Source organism: Corynebacterium humireducens NBRC 106098 = DSM 45392, from assembly GCF_000819445.1.
GTDB classification, from domain to species: Bacteria; Actinomycetota; Actinomycetes; order Mycobacteriales; family Mycobacteriaceae; genus Corynebacterium; species Corynebacterium humireducens.
Genome location: NZ_CP005286.1, coordinates 2,544,104 through 2,556,355, shown reverse-complemented (window position 1 = coordinate 2,556,355; position 12,252 = coordinate 2,544,104). Strand labels below are relative to the sequence as shown.

Here is a 12,252-nt window from a genome sequence, read left to right as displayed (position 1 = left end):
CATTACACACTGCCTGCCCGATCGGAAAGGGGCATAATAGGGGGTGATTGTACATCGACAGTCATTCGGACACATTCGGAAGCACGGAGACCCCATGCGCACTGCAGTCGGAAACAAAGTGGTCCTCATCGGCGCCGGCGACGTCGGCGTCGCGTACGCCTACGCACTGGTCAACCAGGGCACCGTCGACCACCTGGCCATCATCGACATCGACGAGAAGAAGCTCCGCGGCAACGTCATGGACCTCAACCACGGCGTGGTGTGGTCCAGCTCCCGCACCCGCGTCACCGAGGGCACCTACGAGGACTGCCGCGAAGCGGCGATCGTCGTCATCTGCGCCGGTGCCGCACAGAAGCCCGGCGAGACGCGGCTGCAGCTCGTCGACAAGAACATGAGGATCATGAAGTCCATCGTCGACGAGGTCATGGGCCACGGCTTCGACGGCATCTTCCTGGTCGCCACCAACCCGGTCGACATCCTCACGTACGCCGTGTGGCGCTACTCGGGCCTCGACCACCACCAGGTGATCGGCTCGGGCACGGTCCTCGACTCCGCCCGCTACCGCTTCATGCTGGGCGAACTGTTCCACACCTCGCCGACCTCCATCCACGCCTACATCGTCGGCGAGCACGGCGACACCGAGCTGCCGGTCGTCTCCACCGCCACCATCGCGGGCGTGCCGCTGTCGGCCAGCGCGGAGAAGGAGGAGGGTTTCTCGGAGCGGATCGAGAAGATCTTCGAGGAGACCCGCGACGCCGCCTACGAGATCATCGACGCCAAGGGCTCCACCTCCTACGGCATCGGCATGGGCCTGGCGCGCATCACGAAGGCGATCATCCAGAACCAGGACGTCGCTCTGCCGGTGTCCGCGTACCTCGACGGCGAGTACGGGCAGAAGGACCTCTACATCGGCACCCCGGCGATCATCAACCGCGCCGGAATCGCCCGCACGGTCGAGCTGAAGCTCAACGAGCACGAGGCGGAGCGCTTCGCCCACTCGGCTGACACGCTGCGCGCGATCAAGGAGGAGTTCTTCCCCGCCGACTGACGGCTTCCCCGAGATGCCGAACCTCCCGAACACAGGCACAATATGGGGGTATCACCCATTTTGTCGTGCGCGTACGGGAGGACAGCCGTGGATGCCAGGCTGCAGGAACTGATCACCGAGGTCGACGGTCTCATCGACTGCCTCAAGGAGGTCGAGGAGCAGGTGGCCCCCGCGATCGGGCGGGTCGCCGAGAACCACCGCCACGGCGCGGTGAACCTCGTCCACTACGCCGAGCTGCGGCAGCACGACGTCCGCGCGGTCCAGGGCGGCCTGGCCTCCATCGGCGCCACCCGCCTGTCGACGGCGGAGCCGGCCGTCCTCGCCCGTCTCCACGCGGCGCGGAACGTGCTCTCCGCCTACAACGGTGAGCAGCTCAAGTACACCGGCAGCGAGGTCCGTGACGCCTTCGCCACCGCCGACGACATCCTCGAGGACCACGCCCTGCAGCTCCTCGGCTACTCCTCCGAGGAGACGCACTCCCGCATCATGGTGACCCTGCCGACGGAGGCAGGCGAGGACCTCGACCTGGTCCGCGGTTTCGTCGAGGCCGGCATGGAGCTGGCCCGCATCAACTGCGCCCACGACGGCCCCGAGGTGTGGAGGCGCATGATCGACAACGTCCACACCGCCGCCCGCGAGGCCGGCCGGGAGATCAGGATCGCCATGGACCTGGCGGGCCCGAAGGTCCGCACCGGGGAGATCGAGCCGGGCCCGGAGGTCGGCCGCGCCCGCGTCACCCGCGAGGACACCGGCGTGGTGGTCACCCCGTCGAAGATCTGGCTCACCCCCGCCGACCTGGCCGACGACGAGGTCCCGCCGGTCCCCGCCGGACTGCCGGGCCGCCCGACGCTGCCGCTGCGCGTCGAGCGTGACTGGCTGGAGGCCCTGGAGATCGGCTCCGAGATCACCTTCCACGACAACCGCGACGCGAAGCGCCGGTTCACCGTCACCCGCATCGAGGGGCAGGGGGTGCTGCTGGAGGGGCGTCGCAACGCCTACGTCTCCAACTCCACCCTCCTCGAGACCGACTGGACCAAGACCCGCGTCTCCGGCGTCCCGCCGACCGAGCAGCGCCTGCGTCTGAGCATCGGAGACACGCTCATCCTCACCGACGACCAGACCCCCGCCGTCGTCGCCCCGGACGTCACCCCGCGCATCGGCTGCACGCTGCCGGAGGCCGTCGCCGCCATCGAGGTCGGGCAGAAGGTGCTTTTCGACGACGGCTCGATCGCCGCCCGCGCCGTCGACAAGCAGGTCACGGAGCAGGGCCACCACGAGGTGCGCCTCGAGGTGACCTACGCCGGGCCGGAGGGCACCAAGCTCGCCGCGTACAAGGGCATCAACCTGCCGGACACCGTCCTGCCGCTGCCGAGCCTCACCGAGGAGGACATCGAGGCGTTCCGCTTCGTGGCCGAGCACGGTGACATCGCGAACGTCTCCTTCATTCGCGACGCCGACGACGTCAACTTCGTGCTCGACACCCTCGAGCAGATCGCGCAGGAGTCCGACGACCCGGAGCGCGTCCGCAACCTCGGCATCGTGCTCAAGATCGAGACGATCCCCGCCTACGAGGGCCTGTGCAGCGTCCTGCTCGCCGGCATGCGCCACCCCAACCTCGGAGTCATGATCGCCCGCGGCGACCTGGCCGTCGAGCTCGGCTTCGAGCGCATGGCCGAGGTCCCGCGCCTCATCGCCCAGATGGCGGAGGCCGCCCACGTGCCCGTCATCATGGCCACCCAGGTGCTCGAGAACCTGGCCAAGTCCGGCCTGCCGACCCGCGCCGAGATCACCGACGCCGCGTACGCCCTGCGCTCCGAGGCCGTGATGCTCAACAAGGGCCCGCACATCACCGACGCGATCCGCATCCTCCACACCCTGTCGACCAAGCTCGGCCGTTCCCAGCGCAAGAACCGCCAGATGCTCCGCCAGATCTCGAGCTGGATGCCCGGGAATGAGTAGATGACCGCCGCACCCAGGATCATCGCCCACCGCGGTTACTCCGCGAAGTACCCCGAGTTGACGCCCGTCGCCTTCGAGCGGGCGCTGGAACTGCCCGTCCACGGCATCGAGTGCGATGTACGCCTCAGCCTCGACGGGGAGGTGGTGGTGTTGCATGACCCGCTCATCGACCGCGTCGCGGACGGCTCCGGGCGGGTCTCCCGCATGACGGTGGACGCCCTGCGTGACCACAACTACGGCACCGCCGAGCTGCCGCAGGACATGCTCACCCTCCCGGAGCTGCTGGAGATGGTGGAGCCGACGGACAAGCACCTCTACATCGAGACCAAGCACCCCTCCCGCTACGGCCCGATGGTCGAGGAACAGGTCGTGCGCGTGCTGCGGCACCACGGCATGGAACGGGACGAACGTATCCACGTCATCTCCTTCGCCGCCAGCGCCATCGTGCGCATGCGCCGCCTTGCACCCCACATCGACCGCATCCACCTGCGCCGCAAGTACGAGCGCTGGGCCAACCCCCTGGACGTCCACCCGGGCAGGCCGACCGGGCTGGGGCTGTCGCTGCTGCGGGCGAAGATGAGACCCTCCCTCATCGGCAGGCAGGGGCTGCCCACCTACATGTGGACCGTCAACGACCCCGAGGACATGCTCTGGGCCTGCGAACAGGGCGTGGACATGATCGCCACGGACGAGGTCTCCCTGGCGTTGCAGGTGTTGGGCGCGTCCGGCTAGGACCCGCCGGGTATCTTTGACGCATGGCCAAGAAGAACAAGAAGAACGAGAACCTGCCCGAGGGCATGAGCCGTCGTCAGGCGAAGCTCGCTGCCCGCGCCGCCGAGCGCGCCGCCCTGGAGAAGGACGCCCGCCCCTTCGGAGGCATCGGCGGTGAGGCCGACCTCATCGCCCTGCAGGAGTTCGTCCCCGCCGCGACCGCCAAGGTGGCTGTCGCCGGCACCGACCGTGACGTCTACATCGCGACCGTCCTGCCCGGCGGGGCCGCCGCCCTGGTCCGCGAGGACGGCAACGAGGCCTTCGTAGCCCTGCAGACCCGCATCCCCTCCCAGAACCCGGGCCGCGACCTGGCCTACGCCCTGGCGTGGGTCCGTGACGCCGCCGCCGGCGCCACCCTCGAGCAGGGCGTGGCCGACGGTTCCCAGCCCGCGCTGAGCGAGCTCATCGCCGCCGACGCACAGCTGGAGATCGCCGAGTACCAGGACTTCAACTGGTGGATGCCGGAGGGCACCCAGCTGGACCCGGTCACCGCGCAGGCCCTGCAGCAGGCCAACGACGCCGTCGTGGAGTCCCACCGCGTCGACACCGAGATCCCCGGCGCCGTCTGGTGGGTCAACCCCGGTGGCGGCAAGGCCCACATCCGGTGGGTCCGCCCCGACGACAACGAGGACGGCCTGCTCAACGCACTGGCCCGCGTCGCCGCCCGTGGTGAGCTCAACCTCGGTGAGGGCACGAAGTTCGCCGGTGTGTTCCGCACCCACGGCATCATCGTCCCGGTCTTCGACCTCGACCCGACCGTCGCCCACGACGCCTACGGCGCCGAGCTGACCCGCGTCTCCGAGGCCGTCGCCGCCGAGGTGGCCAACGAGGAGCAGCTCACCGCCGACGAGCGCAAGCAGCTGCAGAACATCAAGTCCCGTCAGGTGACCATCCGCTAGCATCACCGCAGGTCAGGCAAGGAAGGAGTGCGCAGCTGCGCACTCCTTTCACTGATTCAGGGGGCACCTACCGCATCGACTCCCACAGCGCCGCCGTGGCACCCGGCTCCCACAGCACGACGTTGCCCACCGCGGTGTCCGCGAAACCGCCGACGGGCACCGTCTCGGTCTGCACGCCGCTGCGCATGGCCAGGCCCACGCGGGCGAGGTTCCACACGTGGTCGCCCCGGCCCACGGTGAAGGAGTTCGCCGTGCTGGTCACCAGGGGGAAGAACTCCAGCGGGTTGAGCAGGGTGTTGGGGGCGGTGGCCTCGTCGATGAGCGCGGCGAAGAACTCCCGCTGCCGGTCGACGCGGTCGAGGTCGCCCATCGGGGTGGCGCGGGTGCGCACGTAGCCGAGGGCGGTGGGGCCGTCCATGGTCTGGCAGCCGGCCTGGATGTCCAGGCGGGCCAGGGGGTCGTTGATGGGTTCGGCGGGACACAGCTCGACGCCGCCGATGGCGTCGACGACGTTGGCCAGTCCGCCCATGCCGATCTCGGCGTAGTGGTCGATGCGCAGGCCGGTGGCGTTCTCGACGGTGGCCGTCAGGAGCTGCGGTCCGCCGTACGTGAAGGCGGCGTTGATCTTGTCGTCGCCGTAGCCGGGGATGGTGACGTAGGAGTCACGCGGCAGGGACACCAGACGCGCCTGCCCGCCGTTGGGGATGTGCAGCAGCATGATCGTGTCGGTGCGTCCGACGCCGATGTCGCCGCCGGTGCCGAGGCGTTCGGCGTCCTCCTCGCTCATTCCCTGGCGGGAGTCGGAGCCGACGAGCAGCCAGTTGGTGCCCGCCGTGTTGGCCACCCGCTGCTCGGGCAGTGCCTGGACGCGGTTGAGCTGGGCGTCGGCCCACAGCGTCAGCGACAGTGCCAGCACCAGGACGACGGCGACGAGCCAGCCGAGCTTCCGCAGCGGGCCCCCCGTGGACCGGGCCCGGCGGCGGCGGGGGCGCGGTGCGGCCGGGGGCGGCGGGGCGACCTGCCGGCGCGGTGCCTTCTGGCGGGGCGGGATGTACTGCTGCGGGCGTTCCGCCGGGGAGGGTGCTTCTCGACGCGGCGGTCGTTGCGGTTCCCGTCGCGGTGGCCGCTGCGGGGAGCGGCGGCGCACGGGGCGCCCGTAGCGGTCGACGAGGGGCTTGCCGTCGCGGCCGAGGACGAAGTCTTCGGAGTCGCGGGGGTCGGAGGAATGGCCGAGCGGGCGGGGGTGCTGCCGCCTGCGGTGTTCGCGATCATCCATGGGTCATAGAGTAACGCCACCCGGGGCGGGAACCCTCACCAACGGGTTCGGGCCGTCTGATCATGGTGATCAGACGGCCCGAACGGGGGACGGTACGGCTACTCGGCGGCGACCTCGGCCGCGGCCTCGGCCTCCTCCTTGAGCCTCCTGCGGCGGCGCAGCGCCGACCACAGGGCGATGGCGACGATGATGGCCATGAGTGCCAGGTCCAGCTTCATCCACCAGGACAGCTGGAGCTGCCAGCCCTTGTCGGCCTCGTCGTCCGTGAGCGGGGAGTGGTCACGGACGGCGGTGACCAGCAGGCGGTCGGAGTTGATGCCGTAGGGGGTGCAGGTGATCAGGACGACCTTGTCCACACCGTCTTCGTAGGTCACTGCGTCGTAGTCGTCCGGCTTGACGATCTCGGAGCCGGTCATCCGGTAGCGCAGCTTCTCACCGAGGACACTGATGTAGACGGGCTGCCCCTCCTTCAGCTTGTAGAGGTTGTCGAACATGCTCGCGTTGACCATGCCCGTGTGGGCGGTGATGGCGGCGGTGTTGCTCTCTCCTCCGATGGGCAGGTCACTGCCGTACATGTGGCCGGCACCGCGGTAGAGGACCTTGTCGGTCGTGCCGTGGTAGACGGGCAGGTCCACACCGATGTCCGGGATGATCAGACGGGACATGATGGAGCTGCTCTCCGACGTGAGCATCTGGGACAGGTAGTCCTGGTACTCCGGGTCGGCGGGGTCCTCCGGGCGGAAGTGGTGCCCGGCGGCGTCGAGTCGGACGTTGTAGTCCTCAGCCTGCTGCCGGATGCCGGCCAGCGTGTCCGGGGACTTCGCCAGCTCCTCGTCGTACTGCTGGGCGACCTTGACGTTCTGGTAGTCATTCCACACCGTGGCCACCACCGGGTAGGCCATGAGCAGCAGGCTCAGGATGAGCAGCACCAGGGACACGAGGCGGGATTTCCGCCCCTGGTCCTTAGGCTTCTCCGCCTTCCGGCGGTGTTCCAGGGTGTGGGTGACCATTTAGTTCCTCCGGTTCCGGACGAAGTTGACCAGTGCCGCCAGTGCGATGAGCACGCCCAGGCCGAGCACCAGCACCAGGGAGGTGGCACCGGTCTCCGGCAGCAGGCCGGGGATGTCAGCCAGGCGCATGGCGCCGTGCTTGTCGGTGTCGCTGGCGGTGACGGTGCGCTCGTTGTGGGTGACGGTCACGGTCGCGGTCACCTCAGCTTCATCAGCCTTGTAGTGGAACGGTGCCTCCGGGTCGTTGATGGAGACGGTGAACTCACAGGAGTAGGTGTCGTCCCGGCCGTCGACAGCGGTGAGCAGGCACCCGGAGATGACACCGGTGTCAGGGTCGACGGTGATGTGGGACGGCAGGGTGAACAGGTCATTGTTCAGCGAGGGGTCGGACAGCGTGATCGAGGTCGGGTTACCCTCGGCCGTCACGGTGTAGCGGATGGTCATCTCGTCCTGACCGAAGGACAGCAGCGTGGTGTTGCTGATGCTGCCGAGCAGACCGTCGATGTGCTTGTCGACGCTCACCTCCAGGTAGGAGTTCGTGATCTCCACATTCTTGTCCGGGGTGGGAACGGTGGCGGCGTTCTCGACCGGGCCGGCCTCGAACGTGGCGACGGCGTACTGGAAGTCGCCCTCCGTCATGTATGTCACGCTGGTGGGCTCGGCACCGTCAACGGTCCAGTCGACGTACTGTGCCCCGGAGTTCGATCCCAGCTTCTCGCGGATCATGATCTGGGTGTTGGCCACCTCAGACGGAGTGGCGTTGAGCCTGTCCAGGTCGAGCACGGGGACGTCCGCGATGGTGACGGGGTCACCACCGGCGGTCAGCGTCAGCGGTTCCTCCGCCACCTGGGAGATCCAGGTCGTCCCGCCGTCGAGGGAGTACTCGAAGGTGAAGGTCTCACCCTCCGGGACCGCGCCGACAGCCTCCTTCGACAGGATGACGTCACGGTCGTCGATCTCGTACGCATGGACGATGCTGACGTGGTGGACCTTCTTGCCTGCGGGAACCGCGAAGGTGAAGGTGTGGTTCTTCCACTCGTCACCCACGGTGTCGGTGTCCGGGGACACCTGGCCGGCAGCGGTCATCGGGATGGGGTTCATCTCCGTCAGCCCGTCGGCCGGGGTGGCACCGGAGATCAGCACACCGTCCGTCTTGTCGACGTCCAGGAAGTAGGTGTACGGCGTGCGGGTGCCCTCACCGTCACCGGTGGGACGCAGGGCGGCGTGGGGTGTGGTCAGCGTTTCCGAGGTGGCGGTCACGGTGCAGACTGCACCGGGCGTGATCCGCACCGGCATCGGCAGACCGCCGGTGGCCCCGGTCAGAGACAGATTGGGGGGTTCGTAGAAGAAGCCGTCGCCCACCTGGCCCTCCGCGTACTGGAGGCCGGTCTTGTCCACCACGGTGCGTTCGCCCAGCTTGCACAGCATGTCGTAGGTGTACCCGCCGGTGTAGAGGTTGCGGCCGTCACCGACCTTGGCCACGTCAAAGTCCATCCTGACCGGGGGCTGCGCCATGACAGCGGCGGTGGCCAGCGGCAGGTGGATGAGCTCGCCCTGGGTGTTGAGGTCCAGGACGTTGACCTCGACTGCAGAGACCGTGAAGACCTTGCCGTGCGGAACCTGCGTCGTCGTCTGCTTGTTGATGATGACGTTGGCCAGGGGCGCCAGCACCTGCTGGAGGACCGGGTCCAGGACGCCGACGAGCTGCGACAGGACAGCGTTCTGGGCACTGCCGATCAGGGTGCTGACGATGGAGGTGGGGCCGTCGAAAAGCAGTGCCTCGAGGATCTCACCGACGCCGCTGGTGAGCGGGTTGAGGATGCCGGAGAGGACGTTCGCCGCGAAGAATATGCCGGTTCCCTCGTAGGTGAAGCCACCGTTGAACATCTCGCCCAGGGTGCCGCTGACCTCGAGGGTCCCGGTCACTCCGACCACGGGGAGGCTGTTGACGAGGAGGATCTCCAGCTCGGTGTCGTAGAGACCACCGGTCCGCAGGTTCTCCCCGGTCACGGGGTCGACGTCGCCGACGAGGACGCTCTCCAGGTGGGCCATGAGGCCGTTCGGGTTGGTCACGGCATCGTCGGTGAGGAGGCTGAGCACCGAGGCGGTGATGGCGTTGATGTTGTCCGCGGTGAGCAGGGGGGTGTTCGGGTCCAGGTTGTTCAGCCCCCCGACGTGCAGCTGTGCCAGGTCGACCTTGATGACGCCCTCCTTGAGGTCGATCTTCACCAGGCCGGACTCGTCGCTCAGCTCCTTGTTCAGGAGGTCGTCGAGGATGTCGACGACCGGCACCCGCGCGGTCACGCTGAGTTCCAGATCGACGAGACCGAGGGTGAGCACCTTGAGCAGCGTGGTGAGGGTGTCCAGCAGACCCTTGAAGAGGCCGCTCTGCCCCAGTGCGGCGTTGATGGTGGTGTCCAGGCCGGACAGCAGGTCCGTGATGGTGCTCATCAGGGTCTTGACGATGGGGGCGTCGAGCACGACGATGGCGTCCGCCACCTGGTAGCCGTGGCAGATGACCTCCGGCATGTCGCTGTCCCCGATGTCGGTCGCGGTGAGGTCGGGGTCACAGGTGACCTCGTAGTCGGGGAACTCGGAGTCGTCCGGGTTGATGGCGACGGCGCTGATGGCGCCGAGCTCCAGGGCGGCCTCGGAGATGACGTGGTCGGTGATGAAGGGGGAGCCACCCAGGTTCAGCAGGCTGAGGATGTCGACCGACGCGCTCTTGCCGGAACCCGGCTGTGTCAGTTCGAGACCACCGGAGTCGCTGACCACACCGGCGGCGCCGTGCCCGTGCGCGGCGGAGGGGGCGTGGGCGTACTCACGGAGGATACCCACCTGGGCGTCGTTGAGCACGAACTCCAGCAGACCGTCCTCACCGAGCAGCGGCAGGGAGATCGCACCGAGGTTGATGTAGATCAGCTCGAGGAGCTCGACATCGATGTCGGAGGTGTTCGGTGCCTGGCCGTTGTCCGCGATGGTTTCCCACAGCTGGTCCACTCCGCGCAGCTCGGCGGCACTCAGTGCACGACCGTTTGCTCCGATGGTGAGCCACTGGTTGAGCAGACGCAGATCCAGCAGGCCGCCGTAGCCGTAGGCGTAGGCGTCATCGAGGTGGACGAGGGGATCGTAGGGGCTCGGATCCTGCGCCTGTGCCTGCACCGGCAGAGCCACGTTGACCACCAGCAGGGCGCTGAGGATCGTGGCCAGCAGGCGGCGCATCTTCGTTGACAGGTTCTTAATCACGGCGACCTCGCTTCATGAAGGTGATTCCGGCCAGGGTGAGGATCAGGCCCAGGGCGACGACACCGAGGACGCTGGCACCGGTGGATGCCAGGCCCGAACGGGCGGGTCGTGCCGGAGCGGCGGTGGCGGGGGTGGAGCCGGTGCCGGGGGCTGCACCTGTGGCCTGGTCAGGGGTGGGTGCCAGGGGGACGTCGGTGTCCGGTGCTGTCGCCGGGGCGTCGGCGGACTCGTCCGGGGCGGCGGAGGATCCGGCCAGGCTGCTCGCCGAGGAGCCCAGGAAGAACGGGATCAGGGGCAGGAGCGGGAGGGCCGGCACGCTGGAACCGCCGGCGCCGGTGACCGGCAGGACGTGTTCGTTGGAGGTGACGGAGTCCGGGCCGGTCTCGGGGTAGCCGTCCGGGTAGAGGTGGGCGATGTTGAGCAGGTGGCTGCCCGGCTTCACCCCGGTGGAGACGCGCACGCCGAAGGCGAAACGCACGGTGACGTCGTCGTGGCTGCTGCGCTCGTGGGCGAGCAGCTCGAGGCCGGCCGGGGTGAGGGTGGCGGTGACCACGCGGTCATCGCCCGAGGTGACGTTGTAGTGCACGCCCTCGGTCAGGGGGACCGTGCGGGTCCCGACGTGCACCTGCATGAGGGTGCTGCCGACGAGGGTGACACCCTCCGGCAGGGCGTCGCGAAGCACGTAGCGGTGCAGCTGGTCGTTGGTGTCCGGCAGGGGGACGGAGCCGTCGAGAATGTAGGTGAAACGTGACCCCGGCACCACCTTGCTCACGTCTGCGGACTTCTCCAGCATGAGGGGCTGCGGCTTGGGGTAGGCGGTCACGTCGAAGCGACCGTCCCGGGGGATGGTCACGGTGAAGGGCGCGGACGTCGCACGGGCGATGTCGCCGGTGCGCGTGGCCAGTTCACGGACGTGGTACGTGCCGGGGGTGAGGTCACCGAAGTGGACGGAGTTGCCGTCGCTGAACCGCGTGACCGGGGCGGTGAGATCACCTCCCGACAGCTCGAAGCGCACGGGGCTGACCCCCGGGCTGTCGAGGGTGGTGGGGAGCTTCGTGACGGTCACGGACCCGAGCTCGCCCTGTGCCGTGGCCGTGACGGGTAACGCCATGACCAGAGCAGCGAGCAGCAGTGACAGGAGGCGTATCACTACAGTCATCTCCGTTCCTTTCTGTGCCGGTAAATCCAGACCAGGAAAATGAGGGCGACAAGGACTGCGCTCAGGACGAGCGCCTGGATCATCCAGGGTTGCCAGATGAATCCGACGTCCCGGGTGGGGAGGGAGGTGTCGCTGATCCTCTCTCCGGTGACGAGCAGACGGTGCGTGTTGATGCCGTACGGGGTGCAGGTGATCAGCGTGAGCTGGTCGAGTCCCGCCTCCCTGGCGAGAGACTCCGTCTCGTGTGGCAGCACCGTCTGGATCTGCGTGACGCGGTAGACGAGGGTCTCGTTGAGGACGTCGACGGCCATGAGGTCGCCGTCGCGGACATCTATGAGGTTGTCGAAGAGTGTGGCCGAGGTGATTCCGGTGTGTCCCGTGATCACCGCGTGCGTACCCGGCCCACCCACCGGCAACGAGGTGCCGAACAGGTGCCCGGCACCCCTGGCCAGCGTCTGCTCGTCCGTGCCGTGGTAGATCGGAAGATCGATCTGTGCGGCGGGAACCCGGATGCGCGCCATCACCGGCACGACATCCAGTTGACGCAGGTAGGCCTGGTAGTCGGGGTCCCCGTGGTCAGCGTCGCTGGTCCACGGGTCCCCTGCGATGGGGATGCTTGTCGACGCGTTCCACGCCGACGCCTGGTCACGCTCCTGCCGGAGGATCTCCTCCTTCATCTGCAGCACCTGTGCGGAGTAGTCGCGGGCGGCCCGCGCCTGCTCCAGGTTCTGCAGCTGGGTGATGATCACCGGCGTCAGCATGAGGCTGATACCCGCCAGAACGAAAAGAATGGGTGTCACGACATAACGCAGGACATAGCCGAGGCTTCTCCTCCGGGGAGCAGTCTTCTCGGGGACCTGCAATGTGTGAACACCCATTCTCTA

The 12,252-nt window shown here is 68.0% G+C and carries 9 protein-coding genes; 4 read left to right on the top strand and 5 right to left on the bottom strand.

Going from position 1 to position 12,252, the window contains the following annotated elements:
- Positions 1 to 94 precede the first annotated feature (94 nt).
- From B842_RS12405 to B842_RS12390, 4 genes are all read left to right on the top strand, one after another.
- The gene (locus tag B842_RS12405) at positions 95 to 1,048 is read left to right on the top strand and encodes an L-lactate dehydrogenase (RefSeq protein ID WP_040086984.1); all 954 of its coding nucleotides are present in this window, start codon (positions 95 to 97) and stop codon (positions 1,046 to 1,048) included.
- An 87-nt stretch (positions 1,049 to 1,135) separates the two neighbouring features.
- The gene (locus B842_RS12400; protein WP_245631379.1) at positions 1,136 to 3,007 is read left to right on the top strand and encodes a pyruvate kinase; all 1,872 of its coding nucleotides are present in this window, start codon (positions 1,136 to 1,138) and stop codon (positions 3,005 to 3,007) included.
- The gene (locus B842_RS12395; RefSeq protein ID WP_040086982.1) at positions 3,008 to 3,739 is read left to right on the top strand and encodes a glycerophosphodiester phosphodiesterase family protein; all 732 of its coding nucleotides are present in this window, start codon (positions 3,008 to 3,010) and stop codon (positions 3,737 to 3,739) included.
- Between the two features lie 23 nt (positions 3,740 to 3,762).
- A complete protein-coding gene (locus B842_RS12390; protein WP_040086980.1) occupies positions 3,763 to 4,677 on the top strand; it encodes a DUF5926 family protein in 915 nt (304 codons plus the stop codon).
- A 67-nt stretch (positions 4,678 to 4,744) separates the two neighbouring features.
- On the opposite strand, the gene B842_RS12385 is transcribed toward B842_RS12390, so the two are convergent.
- The 5 genes from B842_RS12385 to B842_RS12365 all read right to left on the bottom strand — a co-directional run bounded on the left by B842_RS12385 (position 4,745) and on the right by B842_RS12365 (position 12,168).
- Positions 4,745 to 5,953, bottom strand: coding sequence for an LCP family protein (locus tag B842_RS12385; RefSeq protein WP_040086978.1), 1,209 nt, complete (start codon positions 5,951 to 5,953; stop codon positions 4,745 to 4,747).
- Between the two features lie 98 nt (positions 5,954 to 6,051).
- Positions 6,052 to 6,963, bottom strand: a complete 912-nt coding sequence (locus B842_RS12380) for a class C sortase (RefSeq protein ID WP_040086977.1) — start codon at positions 6,961 to 6,963, stop codon at positions 6,052 to 6,054.
- The gene (locus B842_RS12375; protein WP_156119522.1) at positions 6,964 to 10,209 is read right to left on the bottom strand and encodes a choice-of-anchor G family protein; all 3,246 of its coding nucleotides are present in this window, start codon (positions 10,207 to 10,209) and stop codon (positions 6,964 to 6,966) included.
- On the bottom strand, positions 10,202 to 11,368 hold the full coding sequence (locus tag B842_RS12370; RefSeq protein ID WP_245631380.1) for an isopeptide-forming domain-containing protein: 1,167 nt from the start codon (positions 11,366 to 11,368) through the stop codon (positions 10,202 to 10,204). The genes B842_RS12375 and B842_RS12370 overlap by 8 nt, the downstream gene beginning before the upstream one ends.
- Positions 11,365 to 12,168 carry a class C sortase gene (locus tag B842_RS12365; protein ID WP_245631381.1) on the bottom strand — a complete coding sequence of 268 codons (804 nt, stop codon included), beginning with the start codon at positions 12,166 to 12,168 and terminating at the stop codon, positions 11,365 to 11,367. The genes B842_RS12370 and B842_RS12365 overlap by 4 nt, the downstream gene beginning before the upstream one ends.
- Between the last annotated feature and the right edge of the window lie 84 nt (positions 12,169 to 12,252).

What these genes read in the sequence shown, in the direction of transcription:
- B842_RS12380 (WP_040086977.1), bottom strand. Translation starts at nt 6,963, where the DNA reads ATGGTCACCCACACCCTGGAACACCGCCGGAAGGCGGAGAAGCCTAAG.
- B842_RS12390 (WP_040086980.1), top strand. Translation starts at nt 3,763, where the DNA reads ATGGCCAAGAAGAACAAGAAGAACGAGAACCTGCCCGAGGGCATGAGC.
- B842_RS12385 (WP_040086978.1), bottom strand. Translation starts at nt 5,953, where the DNA reads ATGGATGATCGCGAACACCGCAGGCGGCAGCACCCCCGCCCGCTCGGC.
- B842_RS12395 (WP_040086982.1), top strand. Translation starts at nt 3,008, where the DNA reads ATGACCGCCGCACCCAGGATCATCGCCCACCGCGGTTACTCCGCGAAG.
- B842_RS12405 (WP_040086984.1), top strand. Translation starts at nt 95, where the DNA reads ATGCGCACTGCAGTCGGAAACAAAGTGGTCCTCATCGGCGCCGGCGAC.
- B842_RS12370 (WP_245631380.1), bottom strand. Translation starts at nt 11,368, where the DNA reads ATGACTGTAGTGATACGCCTCCTGTCACTGCTGCTCGCTGCTCTGGTC.